The 19362-nt window shown below is 60.4% G+C and carries 19 protein-coding genes; 9 read left to right on the forward strand and 10 right to left on the reverse strand.

The genetic code is table 11. From position 1 onward, the window contains the following. Window positions 1-2 precede the first annotated feature (2 nt). From AC3WJW_RS22615 to AC3WJW_RS22625, 3 genes are all read right to left on the reverse strand, one after another. Entirely contained in the window at window positions 3-422 is a 420-nt protein-coding gene (locus AC3WJW_RS22615; protein ID WP_493727463.1) for an organic hydroperoxide resistance protein, read from the reverse strand. Between the two features lie 367 nt (window positions 423-789). After that, on the reverse strand, window positions 790-1251 hold the full coding sequence (locus AC3WJW_RS22620; RefSeq protein WP_218479695.1) for a MarR family winged helix-turn-helix transcriptional regulator: 462 nt from the start codon (window positions 1249-1251) through the stop codon (window positions 790-792). A gap of 67 nt (window positions 1252-1318) precedes the next feature. Then, window positions 1319-2275 carry a LysR family transcriptional regulator gene (locus AC3WJW_RS22625; protein WP_493727464.1) on the reverse strand — a complete coding sequence of 319 codons (957 nt, stop codon included), beginning with the start codon at window positions 2273-2275 and terminating at the stop codon, window positions 1319-1321. Between the two features lie 125 nt (window positions 2276-2400). Here AC3WJW_RS22625 and AC3WJW_RS22630 point away from each other — a divergent pair, with 125 nt between their 5' ends. Then, entirely contained in the window at window positions 2401-3135 is a 735-nt protein-coding gene (locus AC3WJW_RS22630; RefSeq protein ID WP_104449426.1) for a sulfite exporter TauE/SafE family protein, read from the forward strand. Here the strand turns inward: AC3WJW_RS22630 and AC3WJW_RS22635 are convergent. Further along, a complete protein-coding gene (locus AC3WJW_RS22635) occupies window positions 3125-3979 on the reverse strand; it encodes a LysR substrate-binding domain-containing protein (protein ID WP_007973533.1) in 855 nt (284 codons plus the stop codon). The two genes, AC3WJW_RS22630 and AC3WJW_RS22635, sit on opposite strands and share 11 nt — an antisense overlap. A 95-nt stretch (window positions 3980-4074) precedes the next feature. Here AC3WJW_RS22635 and AC3WJW_RS22640 point away from each other — a divergent pair, with 95 nt between their 5' ends. Further along, window positions 4075-4290, forward strand: a complete 216-nt coding sequence (locus AC3WJW_RS22640; RefSeq protein ID WP_007973532.1) for a DUF1127 domain-containing protein — start codon at window positions 4075-4077, stop codon at window positions 4288-4290. Window positions 4291-4370: 80 nt separating this feature from the next. Continuing rightward, window positions 4371-5600: a winged helix-turn-helix domain-containing protein gene (locus tag AC3WJW_RS22645; RefSeq protein ID WP_493727465.1), complete on the forward strand. Its 1230-nt coding sequence runs from the start codon at window positions 4371-4373 to the stop codon at window positions 5598-5600. A gap of 93 nt (window positions 5601-5693) precedes the next feature. Here AC3WJW_RS22645 and AC3WJW_RS22650 read toward each other — a convergent pair whose 3' ends face one another. Beyond that, window positions 5694-7040, reverse strand: coding sequence for a class II 3-deoxy-7-phosphoheptulonate synthase (locus tag AC3WJW_RS22650; protein WP_007973530.1), 1347 nt, complete (start codon window positions 7038-7040; stop codon window positions 5694-5696). A gap of 150 nt (window positions 7041-7190) precedes the next feature. On the opposite strand from AC3WJW_RS22650, the gene AC3WJW_RS22655 reads away from it, so the two are divergent. Continuing rightward, the gene (locus AC3WJW_RS22655; RefSeq protein WP_493727466.1) at window positions 7191-7946 is read left to right on the forward strand and encodes a spermidine synthase; all 756 of its coding nucleotides are present in this window, start codon (window positions 7191-7193) and stop codon (window positions 7944-7946) included. Window positions 7947-8038: 92 nt separating this feature from the next. Here AC3WJW_RS22655 and AC3WJW_RS22660 read toward each other — a convergent pair whose 3' ends face one another. Continuing rightward, window positions 8039-8830, reverse strand: coding sequence for a crotonase/enoyl-CoA hydratase family protein (locus tag AC3WJW_RS22660; protein ID WP_493727467.1), 792 nt, complete (start codon window positions 8828-8830; stop codon window positions 8039-8041). A 424-nt stretch (window positions 8831-9254) separates the two neighbouring features. Between AC3WJW_RS22660 and AC3WJW_RS22665 the strand changes: the two genes are divergently transcribed. Continuing rightward, window positions 9255-10928 carry a DEAD/DEAH box helicase gene (locus AC3WJW_RS22665; protein ID WP_007973525.1) on the forward strand — a complete coding sequence of 558 codons (1674 nt, stop codon included), beginning with the start codon at window positions 9255-9257 and terminating at the stop codon, window positions 10926-10928. Between the two features lie 155 nt (window positions 10929-11083). On the opposite strand, the gene AC3WJW_RS22670 is transcribed toward AC3WJW_RS22665, so the two are convergent. After that, on the reverse strand, window positions 11084-11851 hold the full coding sequence (locus tag AC3WJW_RS22670; RefSeq protein ID WP_493727468.1) for a DODA-type extradiol aromatic ring-opening family dioxygenase: 768 nt from the start codon (window positions 11849-11851) through the stop codon (window positions 11084-11086). Window positions 11852-11953: 102 nt separating this feature from the next. Between AC3WJW_RS22670 and AC3WJW_RS22675 the strand changes: the two genes are divergently transcribed. Next, window positions 11954-12610: a thiopurine S-methyltransferase gene (locus AC3WJW_RS22675; RefSeq protein ID WP_493727469.1), complete on the forward strand. Its 657-nt coding sequence runs from the start codon at window positions 11954-11956 to the stop codon at window positions 12608-12610. Window positions 12611-12782: 172 nt separating this feature from the next. On the opposite strand, the gene htpX is transcribed toward AC3WJW_RS22675, so the two are convergent. Together htpX and AC3WJW_RS22685 are read right to left on the reverse strand one after the other, a co-directional pair. Then, window positions 12783-13673 carry a protease HtpX gene (gene htpX, locus AC3WJW_RS22680; RefSeq protein WP_007973520.1) on the reverse strand — a complete coding sequence of 297 codons (891 nt, stop codon included), beginning with the start codon at window positions 13671-13673 and terminating at the stop codon, window positions 12783-12785. A 317-nt stretch (window positions 13674-13990) separates the two neighbouring features. Beyond that, a complete protein-coding gene (locus tag AC3WJW_RS22685) occupies window positions 13991-15202 on the reverse strand; it encodes a pyridoxal phosphate-dependent aminotransferase (protein ID WP_007973513.1) in 1212 nt (403 codons plus the stop codon). A 226-nt stretch (window positions 15203-15428) separates the two neighbouring features. On the opposite strand from AC3WJW_RS22685, the gene msrB reads away from it, so the two are divergent. The 3 genes from msrB to AC3WJW_RS22700 all read left to right on the forward strand — a co-directional run bounded on the left by msrB (window position 15429) and on the right by AC3WJW_RS22700 (window position 16994). Then, complete coding sequence (gene msrB / locus AC3WJW_RS22690) at window positions 15429-15824, forward strand: peptide-methionine (R)-S-oxide reductase MsrB (RefSeq protein WP_493727470.1); 396 nt, start codon at window positions 15429-15431, stop codon at window positions 15822-15824. Window positions 15825-16050: 226 nt separating this feature from the next. Then, window positions 16051-16536: a glutathione peroxidase gene (locus AC3WJW_RS22695; RefSeq protein WP_008002671.1), complete on the forward strand. Its 486-nt coding sequence runs from the start codon at window positions 16051-16053 to the stop codon at window positions 16534-16536. After that, a complete protein-coding gene (locus AC3WJW_RS22700) occupies window positions 16533-16994 on the forward strand; it encodes a MarR family winged helix-turn-helix transcriptional regulator (RefSeq protein WP_007973507.1) in 462 nt (153 codons plus the stop codon). The genes AC3WJW_RS22695 and AC3WJW_RS22700 overlap by 4 nt, the downstream gene beginning before the upstream one ends. On the opposite strand, the gene AC3WJW_RS22705 is transcribed toward AC3WJW_RS22700, so the two are convergent. Continuing rightward, a complete protein-coding gene (locus AC3WJW_RS22705) occupies window positions 16978-19341 on the reverse strand; it encodes a hybrid sensor histidine kinase/response regulator (protein ID WP_493727471.1) in 2364 nt (787 codons plus the stop codon). The two genes, AC3WJW_RS22700 and AC3WJW_RS22705, sit on opposite strands and share 17 nt — an antisense overlap. Window positions 19342-19362: the final 21 nt, after the last annotated feature.

Here is a 19362-nt window from a genome sequence, read left to right on the forward strand (position 1 = left end):
GCTTAGACGGTTACGTGCAGGCGCACATTGACGTTGCCACGGGTGGCATTGGAGTACGGGCAGACCTGGTGGGCGGCGTCGACCAGTGCCTGGGCATCGGCTTGTTCAAGACCCGGCAGGCTGATGTGCAGGTCGATGTCCAGGCCGAAACCGCCAGGGATCTGGCCGATGCCGACATGGGCGGTGATCGAAGCGTCGCTCGGGATGCTGCGCTTGGTCTGGCTGGCGACGAATTTCAGGGCGCCGATGAAGCAGGCGGAGTAGCCGGCGGCGAATAGTTGCTCAGGGTTGGTGGCTGCGCCGCCGGCACCGCCGAGTTCTTTCGGCGTGGCGAGTTTGACGTCGAGGATGTTGTCGCTGGAAACAGCACGACCGTCACGGCCACCGGTGGAAGTTGCGATTGCGGTGTAGAGAGTTTGCATGGTGAAAGCCTCGTTCAGGGGTTTGTTTTGTTTGCGTTAAATGTTTGCGCGCTAAGTAAGTGCGAAATAAATGTATCGCGCAAATGTTTAGTGCGCAAGATAAATTTTCAAAGAAATTTGACAAATACCAAAGGGCACCAAGGCGGTTTTGGTTGGGTGCCTTGAGCTAGAGCTATCGATGGGGGATTTTTGCAGAAGAGATTTTTTTCAGGAGGAGGTGGCGCGCCCGGTTTTTTGGTACAGCGCAAAACAAATGTGGGAGCGAGCCTGCTCGCGAATGCGGTGTGTCAGTCAACGTAGAGGCTGAGTGTGACATTGCAATCGCGAGCAGGCTCGCTCCCACAGGGGGGCTGTGCTGGCCTTGAAGTTACAGGCTGTCTTGCAGGTGACGACGCAGCGTTTGCAACTCCGCTTGCAGGTTTTGCAGGCGCTCCAGTGTCATGCCGCTGGCGCCGAGGATGCATTGGGGAATGTCACGCGCCTTGTCGCGCAACGCCCGGCCCTGTTCGGTGAGCTCGACGATCACCACGCGCTCATCTTCGCGGCTGCGGGTTCGGCTGAGCAGGCCTTCGGCCTCCAGGCGCTTGAGCAGCGGCGTCAAGGATCCAGGGTCGGTCAGCAATCGCGTGCTGATTTCGCCGACCGTCAAACCGTCCTTTTCCCACAACACCATCATTGCCAGGTATTGCGGGTAGGTCAGGCCCAGCGCTTGCAGCAGGGGCTTGTAGACCTTGGTCATCATCAGCGAAGTGGAGTGCAGGGCGAAGCAGGCCTGGTTATCCAGCAGCAGGTTGTCGCAGTTGTCCGGGGTGTTGCGCTCGGTGCTCATGTCGAAGCCTTGATCTGTGATCCTTGGAATCTAGCGGGCGAATCTTTAATGCGCCAGATAATTTTGATCAGTGCCGTTGCAAATGGGTTTGCAACAGCAGATCCCAGGGCGGCACCGGGCTGAAGCGGGTTTTCAGGTACTCCAGCAACAAGCGGCTACGGGAGTTGGGTTGTTGTTCCAGGCGCAAGGCATAGATGCCGGCGTTTTCCGGTTTCGGCAGGCCGCTGTCGCAGAACAGCGGCAGCAACTCACCCCGCAACAGGTACTCGCAGGCCAGCCAGGTCGGCAGGTGCGCGATACCCAATCCGGCCAATGCGCCGCATACCAGCGCCTCGGCATTGTTGGCGCTCATGCGTACCCGCGCCGGCCGATGCAACTGCATTTGCCCGTCCCGTTCGAAACGCCAGGCGAAGGGCGGGGCCAGGCCATCCCAATCGAGTCCGTCGTGTTCAATCAGCTGTGACGGATCGGTCGGTACGCCGCGTCGCCGCAAATAGTCAGGACTGGCGCAGGCAATACGCACCATGCTCGCTAGTGGCGTGGCCACCAGCCGGGTATCGGCCAATTGCCCGGCGCGCAGCACCAGATCGACCTTGCCGAGGTTCTGGCCCTGCATGTCGACGAAACTGTCGATCAGGTGCAGTTGCACATCGAGTCCCGGATAGAGCATGAGGAAATCGGCAATCACCGGTGCCAGGTGTCGGCGCCCAAAGGCTGCTGGCGCATCGATACGAATCAGGCCTTCCGGCGCGCTGCTCAAGGACACGGCCTCGGCCCGGGCCAGGCGCAATTCGGCGACGATCCGCCGAGCTCGCTCGGCGAAGGCCAACCCTGCCGGGGTAGCGCGCACCGCATGCGTGCTGCGGATGAACAGCTGACTGCCGACCGCGTTTTCCAGGCTGTCGATACGCCGTGCCACGGCCGAAGGGGTCATCGGGTGACGGCGCGAGGCGGCGGAAAAGCTGCCGGTTTCCAGTACGTCGAGGAATAAAGCCAGTTGGTCGGTCAGTTGGTTGGGGTTCATGGCAAGTCTGCGCTTGTGCGAATTTGGCACAGCCATTGTGCGTCGCTGTGCGTTTCCGTGCCATAAGCAACTGCGTAGGATCAATGGCGTGATGTGAGGAGAAATCGGCCGTGATTGAGTTTCTGATGTACCTGGTGTTCGGTGCCGCCCTGGGCACGCTTGGCGGTTTGTTCGGCATCGGCGGTGGCCTGATTGCCATTCCGCTGCTGGGCGTGCTGTTCGGGCTCGATCAGCAGATTGCCCAAGGCACGGCATTGGTGATGGTCGTGCCGAACGTGATGCTGGCGCTGTGGCGCTACCATCAGCGCAACCGGATCGAGCTGCGCCACGCGCTACCGTTGGCCCTCATGGGGTTCTGCTTCGCCTGGCTCGGGTCGATCTGGGCGGTGGGCATCGATGCGCGAACCATGCGCATAGGTTTTGTCGCGTTTCTTATCGCACTGTCGGCGTACAACCTTGTTCGCATGTTCGCCGCACGCACCACGGCGGCGTCACAGATGAACTACTCATGGCCCTGGCTGGGCGTGCTTGGCGCTGCATCAGGCACGATGGGCGGGTTGTTCGGCGTGGGGGGCGCGGTGGTGGCGACACCGGTGTTGACCAGTCTGTTCGGCACCAGCCAGGTGGTTGCGCAGGGGTTGTCGTTGGCGCTGGCCCTGCCGAGCACGGGGGTGACGCTGGTGACTTATGCCGTGCACCATCAGGTCAACTGGGGGATCGGCTTACCCTTGGCGGTCGGGGGGCTGATGAGCATCAGTTGGGGCGTGAAGGTTGCCCACGCCTTGCCGGAGCGGCTGCTGCGCGGGCTGTTTTGCGGGTTTCTGGTGTTCTGTGCGGTGACGCTCGCCTTCAAAGTTTGAAGCCATCAATGATGTGGTCGGCCAGGCACTCGGTGATCGGTGACGGGTTATGCAGGTTGCGCACGAGCATGATGCTGGCCTCGGGCAGCAACGGCAGATCCTCGGCTTCACCCAGAATGCGCATGTCCGCGGTGATCAGGCTTTCAAGCTGCGCGGTGACGGCCAGGCCGGCGCTGACCACGGCCATGATCGCCGACAGGCTGTCGCTGTTGTACGCCACCCGGTAATCGCGCCCCCGGGCATCCAGGGCATTGCACGCCCACTGGCGGCAGAAGCAATCGCTGTTGAACATCGCCAGTGGCAGCGGCGTCTGTTCGTGGGCGCTATAGCATTGCGCCTCGGCCCAGACAAAACGTTCCTTGCGCAACAACTGGCCGATTTCGCTGCCCGGTTCGCGGGTCACGATGGACAGGTCCAGGTCCTGGCGCATCAACAGCTGTTTCGATGATTCGCAGTGCACTTCGATCTGGATCAACGGATAGGACTGGGCAAACCGGCGCAGAATCCCCGGGAGAAATCGCATCACATAATCGTCCGGCGTACCGATGCGCACCATGCCGACCATGTCGGGTTCACGCAGGGTATTGAAGACCTCGCTGTGCAGCTTGAGGATCCGCCGCGCATAGCCCAGCAACACCTGGCCTTCGGCCGTCAGCCGTACCTGCCGTCCGTCGCGCTGGAACAACTGACGCTGCAGCACATCTTCTTCCAGTCGTTTCATCTGCATGCTGACGGCTGACTGGGTGCGGTTGACCATTTCGCCGGCGCGGGTAAAGCCGCCCTGGTCGGCGATGGCGACGAAGGTGCGCAGCACTTCGGTATCGATACTCGGGTAGGCCGACATTCATCAATCTCCGAGATATGTGACATCAGAAACATTCGTTGGATTGATCTTAGACCCGGCGCGAAACTGGAGCCATCCAAACGGAGGGCAACAAGATGAAAGGTCAACATGAGTTCCACGGTGCGGAAAAACACTCCATTCACCTGATATCCGATCTGCTGCACAAGGTCGGCCGCTGGTACGAACTGCATCGCGAGCGCGAACTGCTGGCGAGCTTGAGCGACGAAGCGCTCAAGGACATCGGCATGAGTCGTGCGGATGTGGAGAACGAGTCGATCAAACCGTTCTGGAGCGACCCGATGCATAAATGATCCGATCAATAAATGATGAATCCCACGCTACACAAACCCCTTACCGGTGAGGTAGGTTGCGAGCAGACAAGGAGATGCCCATGCCCGCAACATTGTCCTTTACCCTCAAACAGGCTCGGCGTCTGGCGCTGGCCGCCCAAGGGTTCAACGGGCGGCAGTCGCCAGCGGCGATCAAGGCTGTTGCGCTCAACCGACTGATTGAACGGCTGGGCATTTTGCAGATCGATTCCGTCAATGCAGTGGTGCGTTCGCACTACCTTCCGCTGTTTTCCCGCCTCGGCCATTATTCCTCTGACCTGCTCGACCAGGCTGCCTGGAGCCAGGGCCGGCGTCGAACACTCTTTGAGTATTGGGGCCATGAAGCCTCGTTGTTACCTCTTTCCCTGTACCCGCTGATGCGTTGGCGCATGCAGCGAGCGAGCCGTGGCGAAGACATCTATCAGCAACTGGCGCGATTTGGGCGTGAGCAGCAAGACACGATTCGTCGCGTGCTGGCTTCGGTCGAGCAGCAGGGCGCGCTGGGTGCCGGGAGTCTGTCGACTCGTCAGGAGCGTGCCGGGCCCTGGTGGGACTGGAGTGCGGAAAAGCATGCGCTGGAATGGTTGTTCGCTGCCGGTGAAGTGACCGTTGCCGGACGGCGCGGGTTCGAAAGGCTCTACGATTTGCCGGAGCGGGTGATTCCCTCGGCGGTGCTTGCGCAGCCCGTCCTGGATGAAGCTGACGCCCAGCGCGGCCTGTTACGGCATGCGGCAACGGCCTTGGGTGTCGCTACGGAGAAGGACCTGCGCGACTATTTCCGCCTGAACCCTGCGGACAGTCGTCCACGTTTGGCCGAGTTGGTCGAGGCCGGTGAATTGCTGACCTGCGAAGTCCAGGGCTGGCGACAACCGGCCTATTGTCTGCGCGAGCCGAAGGTGCCGCGCAAAGTCTCGGCCAGTGCCTTGCTCTCGCCGTTCGATTCGCTGATCTGGGAGCGCAGCCGTACGGAGCGACTGTTTGATTTCCGTTATCGGCTGGAAATCTACACGCCGCAGGACAAGCGCGTTTACGGCTATTACGTGCTGCCGTTTCTGCACAACGAACGGATTGCCGCACGGGTCGATCTGCGGGCGGAGCGGGCGGCGGGTCGTTTGGCTGTGCATGCGGTGCATGAAGAAGAAACGGGGCTGGATGACGAGGGGATGTTGGCGTTGGCGGTCAATCTGCGGCAGATGGCGGATTGGCTGGGGCTGGCGCAGGTTCAGTTGAACTGCCCACGGGCGAGTGCGGCAAGGTTGCGGGTGGCATTCTCACAATTTGAAGGTGACTGAAGCCCTGCTTTTGTAGGAGCTGCCGCAGGCTGCGATCTTTTGATCTTGAAAAATCAAAAGATCGCAGCCTGCGGCAGCTCCTACAGTTATCGTTTATCGACGAACCTGCTTCAGCGTTTCAGCAATCAAAAACGCCAGTTCCAGCGACTGATCGGCATTCATCCGCGGGTCGCAATGGGTGTGGTAGCGATCCGACAAACCGTCCTCGGTAATCGGCCGCGCACCACCGATGCACTCGGTAACGTTCTGCCCGGTCATTTCGATATGGATACCACCGGCATAACTGCCTTCGGCTTCGTGCACCTGGAAGAACTGCTTCACTTCGCCAAGGATCTGCGCGAAGTCGCGGGTCTTGTAACCGCTGCTGGCCTTGATGGTGTTGCCGTGCATCGGGTCGGAACTCCACAGCACCTGCTTGCCTTCACGCTGGACGGCACGGATCAGTTGCGGCAAGTGATCGCCGACCTTGTTCGCGCCCATCCGTGCGATCAGGTTCAGGCGGCCCGGATCGTTGTCCGGGTTGAGCACGTCGATCAGGCGAATCAGGTCGTCGGGGTTCATGCTCGGGCCGACCTTGACCCCGATCGGGTTGTTCACCCCGCGCAGGAATTCGACGTGGGCGCCGTCGAGCTGGCGGGTGCGGTCGCCGATCCACAGCATGTGCGCCGAGCAATCGTAGTAATCGTTGGTCAGGCTGTCGCGACGCACGAAAGCTTCTTCGTAGTTCAGCAGCAGCGCTTCGTGGGCGGTGAAGAAACTGGTTTCGCGCAGCTGCGGCGAACTGTCCATGCCACAGGCGCGCATGAACGCCAGGGTTTCATCGATGCGATCGGCCAGGTGGCTGTATTTTTCCGCCAGCGCCGAGTTGGCGATGAAGTCCAGGTTCCACTTGTGCACCTGATGCAGATCGGCAAAACCGCCCTGGGCGAACGCGCGCAGCAGGTTCAGGGTGGCGGTGGACTGGTGGTAGGACTGCAACAGGCGCTCGGGGTCCGGCACGCGGCTTTTTTCGTCGAAACCGATGCCGTTGACGATGTCGCCACGGTAGGCGGGCAGCGTCACGCCATCGATGGTTTCGTCGTTGGCCGAACGCGGCTTGGCGAACTGCCCGGCCATGCGCCCGACCTTGACCACCGGGCAGCCGGCGGCAAAAGTCATCACGATGGCCATCTGCAGCAACACCTTGAAGGTGTCACGGATTTTCGCCGCGGAGAACTCGGCGAAGCTTTCGGCGCAGTCGCCACCCTGCAACAGAAACGCGCGGCCCTGGGTCACCTCGGCAAACTGACGGCGCAACTCACGGGCTTCACCGGCAAACACCAGTGGCGGATAGCTGGCCAGGGTCTGCTCGACCTGCTGCAAATGCGCGGCGTCGGGGTATCGGGGTTGTTGCTGGATCGGCAGGGCGCGCCAGCTGTCAGGGCTCCAGGGTTGGCTCATCACGGTCTCTAGTGTTTTCGCTCGGACGTCCATGTTATCAGCAAATTAGTGCGTGACCTGTTCCCGTCGCATCGCTGACAATCTCGCCTTTGCCGCTCTCTACACGCGGTGTTATTGCGTTGCCGGCCCCGGTGACGGCCAGGAGATGAAATGACTGAGGAACGCGTCGAGCATCTGCTCGCCGAGGTACAGGACGAGTTCGGTGTGATTCGTGTGCTGGAAGTGGCCGATTACCGTTTTCTCGAGTTCGGTGATGCCATCGAACAAAGCTGCGTGTTCACCGCCGATCCGAGCTGGCTCGAGTACGACTATACCCGGGCGATGCTGATCGGCGCGCTGTGCCATGAACTACCCGAAAGCGCACTGTTTCTCGGTCTCGGCGCCGGTACGCTGACCCAGGCCTGCCTCAAGTTCCTGCCGCTGGAAGATGTCGAAGCCATCGAGCTGCGCCCGGACGTGCCGCGCCTGGCCATTGAGTATCTGGGGCTGGATGACGATCCACGCCTGTACATTCGCGTTGGCGATGCGCTGGAGTTGCTGGATAGCGCAGAATCGGCGGACCTGATTTTCGTCGACCTTTATACCGATGTCGGCCCGGGTGTCGGACATCTGGCCTGGAATTTCCTGGAAAACTGCCAGAAACGATTGAATCCGGGTGGCTGGCTGGTCATCAATCAGTGGGCTACCGACGATGGCAAACCCCTGGGCGCCGCCTTGTTGCGCGGTTTGTATCACCGGCACTATTGGGAGCTGCCGGTGAAGGAGGGCAACGTGATCCTGATCGTGCCTTCGGAGCTGGATCAGGATCTGGACATGGACGGCCTGATCGCCCGCGCCGAAGCGCTGGCGCCGCGGCTGGGGTATTCGCTGCAGTCGTTGATCAAGGCGATTCGCCCGGCAACCTGAGGCCCCTGTAGGAGCTGCCGAAGGCTGCGATCTTTTGATCTTGAAAAACAAAATCAAAAGATCGCAGCCTGCGGCAGCTCCTACACGGATTTTCAGCAGCCTTTGAAAATACCGGGCCGCCGCTCCACCATCGACCGCACGCCTTCCTTGACGTCCTCGCTAGCCATCAACTTCTTCACCAGCAGCGGCAACGCCTGTGCCGCTGCGGTTTCCCCTTCATAGCGGGCCTGTCGCGCAGACATCAGCGTCGCTTGAACGCCGAGCGGGGCCTGACGGGCGATCCGCTCGGCCAGTTCAATCGCCCGGGGCAGCAAGTCCTCGCTGGCCATGACCTCCTGCACCAGACCCAGGTGCAAGGCGTCACGGGCGTCGAACTCATCCCCGGTCAACAGCCAGCGCATGGCATTGCCCCAACCGGCCACTTGATGCAGGCGCAGGGTGGCACCGCCGAACGGGAAGATCCCGCGTTGCACTTCCATTTGCGCGAACCGGGTGTTGCTGGCGCACAGGTTGATGTCGGCGGCCAGCATCAGCTCGATGCCGATGGTCAGGCAATAACCCTGGGCGGCGACAATCACCGGTTTGCTGACCCTGGGACCGGCGAACACCGCCCACGGATCACAGCCGCCGGGTGGAACCTGCCAGCCATCTGCCAGTGTGACGCTGGCATTGACCAGATCGAGCCCGGCGGTAAAGTGCTCGCCATGAGCGAACACCACCGCCACCCGCGCCTCGCTGTCGGCCTCGAATTCGCCATAGGCCAGGCTCAGCGCGTTGAGCAGGTCGAGATCGAAGGCGTTGCGCTTGGCCACCCGATCCAGACCGATCAGGAACACATGGCCGTGTCGTTCGCGGCTGACTCGACTGGAGCTGGGCTGATTCATGGAGCGGTCCTCGGGGGTGGGAAAGGCGTGCGGGGACCTGCGGTCTGCACGGTAAAGGGTGAACCGTTTTAGCGCCATCACCCGCAAGGCCGGGCCTTTGAAAAATAGACGGCTGACCGATTATTCGCAAAGCCTGTGACACAACGGTGTATCCGGTGGATTTCTGATAAAAAAAGCTCCCTTTTTTGACGAATTCCGGTATAGTGCGCGCCGGCCTTTAACCGGGCCGCGTTTAGGTAGCGCAATTCCCCGAAGCCAGCTTCGGCTGCACGTCCGCCCAGCGGACTCTTCCTTTACGATTCTTTTCATTCATTCGTTTTCGCAAATCCCCGCCGACAAAGCTGCCAGGGCGACTCTTGAGTCTCAACACGGCATGTGCAGCTTTGGAGCATGGGTCTTTGCGGATGCACTTAGAGGCAGACCCATGACCCAGGAAATCGGCGGCTTCGCCGCTCTTGAACTTCATCCAAATATTGTCGCTGCAGTAGTCGCTACCGGCTATGAAGAGCCTTCGGCCATTCAGCAGCAGTCGATCCCGATCATTCTCGCCGGTCACGATATGATTGGTCAGGCGCAAACCGGTACCGGTAAAACCGCTGCCTTTGCCCTGCCAATTCTGCACCGCATTGATCCGTCCAAGCGCGAGCCGCAAGCTCTGATCCTGGCCCCAACTCGTGAGTTGGCGCTACAAGTTGCAACCGCTTTCGAAACCTACGCCAAGCAAATGCCGGGCGTGACTGTTGTGGCTGTCTACGGCGGCGCGCCGATGGGCCCACAACTGAAAGCAATCCGTAATGGCGCACAAATCGTTGTCGCCACTCCGGGCCGTCTGTGCGACCACCTGCGTCGCGACGAAAAAGTACTGGCGACCGTGAACCACCTGGTTCTCGACGAAGCCGACGAAATGCTCAAGCTGGGCTTCATGGACGACCTGGAAGTCATCTTCAAGGCCATGCCGGAAACCCGTCAGACCGTACTGTTCTCGGCAACCCTGCCTCAGTCGATCCGTGCCATCGCCGAACGCCACCTGCGCGATCCGAAGCACGTCAAGATTCAGAGCAAGACCCAGACCGTTACCGCGATCGAGCAGGCTCACCTGCTGGTTCACGCTGACCAGAAGACTTCGGCCGTTCTCAGCTTGCTGGAAGTGGAAGATTTCGACGCACTGATCATGTTCGTGCGCACCAAGCAAGCGACCCTGGACCTGGCCAGTGCCCTGGAAGCCAAAGGCTACAAAGCCGCTGCGCTGAACGGTGACATCGCCCAGAACCAGCGTGAGCGCGTGATCGACTCCCTCAAGGATGGTCGTCTGGACATCGTTGTGGCGACCGACGTTGCCGCTCGTGGCCTGGACGTTCCGCGCATCACTCACGTGTTCAACGTTGACATGCCGTACGATCCGGAGTCCTACGTTCACCGTATCGGTCGTACCGGCCGTGCCGGTCGCGAAGGTCGTGCACTGCTGCTGGTGACTCCGCGTGAGCGCCGCATGCTGCAAGTGATCGAGCGTGTAACCGGTCAGAAGGTTGCTGAAGTTCGCCTGCCGGACGCTCAAGCCGTTCTGGATGCGCGCATCAAGAAACTGACCAACAGCCTGTCGCCGCTGGTGGCCGAGGCCGAATCGACCCACGGTGATCTGCTCGATCGCCTGACCGCCGACATCGGTTGCAGCCCGCGTGCCCTGGCCGCAGCCCTGCTGCGCAAGGCAACCAACGGTCAAGCGCTGAACCTGGCCGCTATCGAGAAAGAGCGTCCACTGGTGCCGAACAATGCACCGCGTGGCGATCGTCCAGAGCGTTCCGGTGATCGTCCTGAGCGTGGCGACCGCGAGCGTCGTGCTCCGATGCCGCTGGGCGAAGGCCGTGCACGTTGCCGTACCGCGCTGGGCGCGCGTGACGGTATTGCCGCCAAGAACCTGCTGGGCGCCATCCTCAACGAAGGTGGCCTGGCGCGTGAAGCGATCGGTCGCATCCAGGTGCGTGACAGCTTCAGCCTCGTCGAGCTGCCGGAAGATGGTCTGGAGAAGTTGCTGACCAAGCTGAAGGACACTCGCGTTGCCGGCAAGCAGTTGAAACTGCGTCGCTACCGCGAAGATTGATCCGCTCTCGGGCTGATTGATCGAACATGAAAAATCCCCGACTGGTTCGGGGATTTTTTTTGCCTGTAAAAAAGATCGCAGCCTGCGGCAGCTCCTACATGGGATCGTATTCCTCTGTAGGAGCTGCCGAAGGCTGCGATCTTTTGCTTTATTGGTTAGCCGAAACGATAGATGTCCATGCCCAGTGCGCCCATGGTGAACCCCTGATGGGCAATGCTGAACGGCCCGCCGGCGGCTCGGGCAAAGAACAGCGGCAACAGATGTTCGTCGCTGGGGTGGTTGCGCACGGCATGCGGTGCCTGCGCGCGGTAGTCATGCAGTGCGGCTTCGTCGTTCGCTGCGAGTTTCTCGATCATCCAGTCGCGAAACGCCAGCGCCCAAGGCTCAACGCTCTCGGGGCCGGCGTGCCAGTCCAGCTCCCGCAGGTTGTGAGTGATGCTGCCGGAGCCGATCAGCAGGACGCCGTGCTCGCGTAGGCTGGCGAGCGCGTGGCCAACGCGGGTCTGTAGAGCGGGGCCGGCCCGGGTGGGCAGCGAAACCTGGACAATCGGGATGTCTGCTTGCGGGTACATCAGCGATAAAGGCACCCAGACGCCATGGTCGAAAGGCCGATTGCTGTCGATGCGCGCAGGAAAGCCAGCGGTTTTCAGTAGCTCGGCAACCTCTGCGGCGAGTCGTGGGTCGCCGGGTGCCGGGTACTGGACCTCGAACAGGGCTTTGGGGAATCCACCGAAGTCATGCCAGGTTTCAGGCTGCGGATTGCCGCTGACCAGCAGCTCATTGCTTTCCCAGTGCGCAGACACGATCACGATGGCTTTGGGCCTGGGTATCTCGGCGGCCAGTCGGGCGAGTGCCGGTCCGCTGGCACCGGGTTCCAGGGCGAGCATGGGGGAGCCGTGGGATATGTACAGGCTGGGGAACATGAATGAGCTCCTGAGAGTTAAGATGCAACATCTTCAGTCAGATCATTAATCTAAATCTAATATAAGTTTTAGGGTGTTTTGATCGAATTTTCGGGGTTATTTATGCAGCCGGAGTTTTGGCACAAGAAATGGGCGGCGAATCAGATCGGCTTTCACCTGCCGCAGGTGAACCCTTATCTGAAACGGTTCTGGCCAGCGTTAAGCCTTGAAGAGGGGGCGCGCGTGTTGGTGCCGTTATGTGGCAAAAGCCTGGATTTGCTTTGGCTCGCCCATCAAGGCCATGAGGTCCTAGGAGTCGAACTGTCGGAAAAGGCCATCGAGGAGTTTTTCAGCGAGCATGGCTTTGATCCGGCCGTCAGTGAGCAGGGGCCGTTCAAGGTCTATCGGGCAGGTTCCATCGAGCTTTGGTGTGGCAATTTTTTTGAGCTGACGGCCGGTGACACAGCTGATTGCTCCGCGCTCTATGATCGCGCCGCGTTGATTGCGTTGCCGGCGGAAATGCGAGAGCGCTATGCCGCTCATTTGAAGCGGATACTGCCGAAGGAGTCCCATGGTCTGGTGATTACCCTGGACTATGACCAGGCGCAGATGCCCGGCCCGCCGTTTGCCGTACTCGATGATGAGGTGCGGCAGTTGTTCGGGGACTCATGGGCGCTGAAGATCCTGGAAGATCAGGATGTGTTGAGCGACAGCGGGAAGTTTCTTGAGGCAGGGGTCACGCGGCTTGAGGAGCGGGTGTATCGGGTTTCCAGTCGATAATGTCTAGGTATTAGCAACGGCCCCTTCGCGAGCAAGCCGGCTCCCACATTTGACCGCGATCCCCTGTGGGAGCGGGCTTGCCCGCGAAGAGGCCCTGAAACACACCGCAGTATTCAAGCAGACAAAAAAAGGCCCGCATCGCTGCGGGCCTTTTCATTTGCGGTGGAACCTCTTAGCCGCGGCGACGAGCCAGGGCGTCGATACGCTCTTCCAGTGGCGGGTGGCTCATGAACATGCGAGCGAACCCTTGCTTGATGCCACCATTGATGCCAAAGGCGTTCAGGGTGTCTGGCATGTGCACCGGCAGGCCTTGTTCCGCCCGCAGGCGTTGCAGGGCGCCAATCATCGCGGCGGTGCCGGCCAGGTTTGCACCGGCTTCGTCGGCACGGAATTCGCGCTTGCGCGAGAACCACATGACGATGGCGCTGGCCAGGATGCCCAGAACCAGTTCGGCGAAGATGGTCGCCACGTAGTAGGCAATGCCTTGGCCTTCTTCGTTCTTGAAGATCACCTTGTCGACGAAATTGCCGATGATCCGGGCGAAGAACATCACGAAGGTGTTCACCACGCCCTGGATCAGCGCCAGGGTAACCATGTCGCCATTGGCCACGTGGCCGATTTCGTGGGCCAGGACGGCTTTCACTTCATCGGGCGAAAATCGCTCGAGCAAGCCCTGGCTCACGGCGACCAGTGCGTCGTTCTTGTTCCAGCCGGTGGCGAAGGCGTTGGCCTCGTAGGCGGGGAAGATACCGACTTCGGGCATCTTGATCCCGGCTTCGCGGGACAGTTGCTCGACGGTTTGCAGCAGCCATTGCTCGTGACGGGTGCGTGGCTGGGTGATGATCTGGGTGCTGGTGCTCATCTTCGCCATCCACTTGGAGATGAACAGCGAGAACAGTGAACCGGCGAAACCAAAGACCGCACAGAAAATCAGCAGCTGATTGAGGTTGAGGTCAACCCCATTGGCCGCCATGAACCCGTTGAAGCCGAAAAGGCTCAGGGTGATGCTGGCAATCAGCACGACCGCCAGGTTAGTGGCCAAGAACAGCAGGATGCGCATCATGGTTGTAGAAATCTCCTCATGCTTAAGATGTAGCGTACTGCGGGGTATATAAGGTGCTGCACCGGGGTATTCAACCGGGTGACTATTTCAAACTGTGTCCTACGGCAATAGTTTAGCTGCTTGCAGGGCATTTCCGACGCGAGTGCGGAAAGTGTTTGTCAGTCAATTCCTGTCGAAGGCCCCGCCTTTGTTGGGCGCGAGCAGGCGCGGCGTTGTCCGGCAGCGGGCAAGACGACTGCCGGTGACGCAATGCAAACAAATGTTGCCGGATGAAAATCACCGTGCGACGCGCAGGCGTGTCGCACGGTGGCGGGCGCTTACTGGCGGTAGGACTTGAGGAAGCCGCCGATGCGTCCGATGGCCATCTCCAGGTCATCGACACGTGGCAGGGTCACGACGCGGAAGTGGTCTGGCCATGGCCAGTTGAATGCGGTGCCTTGAACCACCAGCAGCTTTTCGGAGAGCAGCAGGTCGAGGACGAATTTCTCGTCGTTGTGGATCGGGCAGACTTTCGGGTCGATGCGCGGGAATGCGTACAGCGCGCCCATCGGCTTGACGCAGCTCACGCCCGGAATGTCATTGAGCAATTCCCAGGTGCGGTTGCGCTGTTCGAGCAGGCGACCTTGCGGAAGCACCAGGTCATTGATGCTCTGGTAGCCGCCCAGGGCGGTCTGGATCGCATGCTGGCTCGGCACGTTGGCGCACAGGCGCATGTTCGCCAGCATGTCGATGCCTTCGATGTAGCTCTGGGCGTGGTGTTTCGGACCGGAAATGGCGATCCAGCCGGAACGGAAACCGGCCACGCGATAGGACTTGGACAGACCGTTGAAGGTCAGGCACAGCAGGTCTGGCGCCAGGGAGGCGGTGCAGATGTGCACGGCATCGTCGTAGAGGATCTTGTCGTAGATCTCGTCGGAGAACACCACCAGGTTGTGTTGGCGGGCCAGTTCCAGCATGCCCAGCAGCACTTCCTTCGAATACACAGCGCCAGTCGGGTTGTTCGGGTTGATGATCACCAGGGCCTTGGTGTTCGGGGTGATCTTGGCCTTGATGTCGGCCAGGTCTGGCCACCAGTTGGCTTGCTCGTCGCACAGGTAATGCACCGGGTTGCCGCCGGACAGGCTCACGGCGGCGGTCCATAGCGGGTAGTCAGGCGCAGGTACCAGCACTTCGTCGCCATTGTTGAGCAGGGCCTGCATCGACATCACGATCAGTTCGGAAACACCATTGCCCAGGTAGATGTCTTCAATGCCGACGCCTTCTACCTGCTTTTGCTGGTAATACTGCATCACGGCCTTGCGCGCACTGAACAGGCCCTTGGAGTCGCTATAACCCTGGGCGGTCGGCAGGTTGCGGATCACGTCCTGGAGGATTTCATCCGGCGCTTCGAAACCAAAAGGCGCCGGGTTGCCGATGTTCAGCTTGAGGATGCGATGGCCTTCCTCTTCCAGGCGCTTGGCGTGCTTGAGCACCGGGCCGCGAATGTCGTAGCAGACGTTGGCGAGCTTGTTCGATTTGCTGACCTGCATGGCGATGTGTTCCCGAAAATGAACGATCCAGACGGCGTTTGGACAGCCGTGCTGGGAATCCTGCGTATTCACACAGGCCCGGCGCCTTGAGATGCAGCACCCATATTTCCGTTTGAATGCGCGTGGTCTGGCTGCCAGACTGGCGTTTTACGAGGCGCAATCATACGTGCCGCCCGATCCGTGGAAAAGGTACAGATCGGGCTTTTTCAGCCGCTGAGGTGTGATGATGGAAAAGTTGGAAAAAACCCTGGAAGAATGGAAGGCGATGCTCGATCCAGAGCAGTACAACGTGTGCCGCCTCAAAGGCACCGAACGGCCGTTTTCCGGTAAATACAACGCCACCAAAATCGACGGTGTCTACCACTGCATCTGCTGTAGCGAACCGCTGTTCGACTCCACGACCAAATTCGATTCCGGCTGCGGCTGGCCGAGTTTCTACGCGCCGATCGGCGACAGCGCCATGACCGAGATCCGTGATGTCAGCCACGGCATGATCCGCACCGAAGTGGTCTGCGCCAAATGCGACGCGCACCTGGGGCATGTTTTCCCTGATGGCCCGCCGCCGACAGGCCTGCGTTATTGCATCAACTCGGTGTGCCTGGACCTGGTTCCTCGCGACTGATCCGAACCGAGCGGACCATGCGCTGAACCTGTAGGAGCTGCCGCAGGCTGCGATCCTTTGATCTTGATCTTCTGCAATCCAGAAAAAACAAAATCAAAAGATCGCAGCCTGCGGCAGCTCCTACAGGGTTGCGTGCCGGATAGCTGGCCTGACTTGATTAATAGATTGCACACAATTCAATTGCTCGCTATTTTGTTGGCTCTGGCATTCACTCGGAACCTCAAACATGAGCGACAACCTGCTGAGCATTCCTTGCACCACGATCAAGGGAGAGCAAAAGACCCTGGCGGATTTCGCCGGCAAGGCCGTGCTGGTGGTCAACACAGCCAGCAAGTGTGGTTTCACCCCGCAATACAAAGGCCTGGAAGAGTTGTGGCAGACCTACAAGGACCAGGGCCTGGTGGTGCTCGGTTTTCCCTGCAACCAGTTCGGCAAGCAAGAGCCGGGTAATGAAGGGGCGATCTCCGAATTCTGCGAGCTGAACTTCGGTGTCAGCTTCCCGCTGTTCAAAAAGATCGAAGTCAACGGCGCCGGCGCCCATCCCTTGTTCGTGCAGTTGAAAAAGCGCGCTCCGGGTGTGCTGGGTTCCCAGGGCATCAAGTGGAACTTCACCAAGTTCCTGATCGGCAAGGACGGGCAACTGGTCAAGCGCTTCGCCCCGGCGACCAAGCCGCAGGACCTGACCCGCGAGATCGAAGCCCTGCTCAAATGAACACCTTGTCCGTCGATTCCCTGAAGCTCGACAGCCAGCTGTGTTTCAAGCTGTACGCCGCTTCCCGTGCGGTCATTCGCGCCTACAAGCCAATGCTCGATCAGTTGGGCCTGACTTACCCTCAGTACCTGGCGATGCTGGTGCTGTGGGAGTGGCAGGAAGCGGCCCCCGAGCAACCGACCGTGAAGGCATTGGGTGAGCGTCTGGCCCTGGATTCCGGCACGCTGACCCCCTTGCTCAAGCGCCTCGAACAACTGCAACTGGTGCAGCGTCAGCGTTCGGCGCGCGATGAGCGTGAAGTGCACCTGAGCCTGTCGCCAGCCGGAACGGCCTTGCGCGATCAGGTCGGGCCACTCAAGGCACGGTTGTTGTGCGACAGTGGGGTCGACCTGAATCGTCTCAACGACTTGCGCGATGGTCTCGATCACCTGCTGGGACAGATCAGGGCACTGTCGTAGCGGGGATCCACAAGTCCAGCAGGGCGGCCAGTTCTTCGCGCCGGAAGGGTTTGGCCAGGTAGTCGCTCATGCCCGCGGCACGACAGCGTTCGCGCTCCTCCGACATGGCGTTGGCCGTCAGGGCGACGATGGGCAGTTGGGGCCAGCGTCCGCTGCGGCGGATTTGCCGGCTGGCTTCATAGCCGTCCATCACCGGCATATTGCAGTCCATCAGCACCAGGTCGAACTCCCGTTGTTCGAGTTGATCCAGGGCCTCGGCACCATGGGCCGCGGTGGTGACCTCGCAGCCGAGTTTGCCGAGCATGCCCTTGGCCACCAACTGGTTCACCGGATTATCTTCCACCAGCAGCACGCGCCCGCGCCGTAGCGGGCTTTGCGTTTCGTGCCGGACATCGTTGATCGGCTGGGTTTCCGGCTGCAGGATCCGTCGCAAGCTCTGATACAGCGTATTGCGGGCCAGGGGGCGGGCCTGTTGTTGCAAAGGGGCGAGGGCGTTTACCTCTTCGCCGGGCATGAAATTGCCATACGCGGTGATCAGCAGGATCGGCGCGCTGAGGGCAGGGCGCAAATTGAACAGGCATTCGGGGCAGTCGGTGATGAGCACGTCGGCTGCCAGGCCAAGCAGTGAGTCATCCATGGAGCGCCGTTCATAGTCCAGCCCCCAGCCAGGCAACAGGCTGTTCAGCAGTTCGCCCAGCCCGCTGCTGGCGGCCGTGATGGCGACGACTTTGCCATTGAGCGCAACAGCAGGCATTGCGCGGGTATGGCTGGGTAATGGCAAATCCGCGCAGAACTGACTGCCAAAACCCGCTTCGGAGCTGATCGTCAGGCGCCCTTGCATGGCTTCGCAAAGGTTGTAGGTCAGTGCCAGGCCCAGCCCGGTGCCGCCAAATTGGCGGGTAATACCGGCTCCGGCCTGGGTGAAGGGCTGGAAGATCCTGGCCTGGGCTTCCTGAGGGATGCCGATGCCGGTGTCGCACACCTCGATTCTGACGCCGTCCCCGAACGTCGACAGGCGTACGTCGACACGCCCGAAACGGGTGAACTTGAGGGCGTTGGACAGCAGGTTACTGACGATCTGCCGCACCCGGGTCGGATCGCCGAGCACCAGTGCCGGGAAATGCGGATCGATCAGACAGGTCAGTTCGACGCTGGGGGCGGCGTTTTGCGACAACAGGTTGGCGGTGTCCTCGATCAGTGAACCGAGGTCGAAGGGAATGTGTTCGAGTTCGAGTTGACCGGCATCGAACTTCGACAAATCGAGGATATCGTTGAGCAGTTCCACCAGTACCTTGCCCGAGTCATGGGCAATCGACAGCTGTTGCTGTTGTTCGGCATTCAGTGGTCCGTCGAGGGACAGCGCGATCATGCCGAGCAAGCCATTGAGGGGCGTGCGTATTTCATGGCTCATGTTGGCCAGGAACACCGAGCGGGCTTCGGCCATGTCGAGGGCGGTGCTGCGCGCGGCTTCCAGTTCCTCGTTGGATTGGCTCAGCCGGGCGTTGATCGCCTTGAGTTCGGCGGTGCGGGCCGAGACGATGTTTTCCAGTTGGCCCAGATATTCGGTCAGGCGGTTTTCCGCGTTGCGCCGCTGCCGGATTTCGGTGGCGATGTTTTTGAATTGCTGGTTGGCGACCTTGACCAGTACACCGATCTCATCGTTGGCGTGCCCGGCGGGACACTCCAGCGACGTCGGTTCGGTGTTGCCCGGGTCGCGACCGCTGAGCTCACGGATCACCCGCACCAGGGGTTTGGTCAGCATCACATAGAACAACGCCAACAGGATGCCGGACAGCAGCAGGCTGCGGGCGAAGCCATTGATCAGGGTTACTTCGGCCCGGCGCAGGAACCGGTTGCCGAAGGCGTAAGTATCGACCTTCAGCCGCAGCGTACCCAGGGATTCGCTGGGTAAATGATCCAGGTAAAGCCGGTCTTCGAACTGTCGGCTGGCACCGAACAGGAAATCACTGAGCATCCGGTAGCCGTTTTGCACCTCGGGTCGCTTGGAGTTGGCCAGCACGGTGCCGTTGTTGTCGGTCAGTTTCGCGCCGATGATCGCCGGCGAGCGCAGCAGGCCCTGGGTCAGTTCCTTGGCGAGTTCGGCGTCGATGTTGTAGGCGATTCGCGAGGCCGGGTTGTGGCTGATTTCCAGTAATGAAAGGATTTCACGATTGATGGAGGCGTCTTCACTGGCATAATCGATGCCTATTTGCAGCAGGCTGAGCAGCGTGCCCAGAATGAAACCGACCAGCACGGTAAGCCGGGCTTGCTTGAATGACAGCCGGTTGGTGAATTTGATGTCCATGGGGGGGTGAACCACTTCCGTTTCCTTTCGCTGCTCAAGCATAGTCGATCATGCCTGCCTGTT

This window comes from Pseudomonas sp. GW821-FHT07G06, assembly GCF_058986625.1.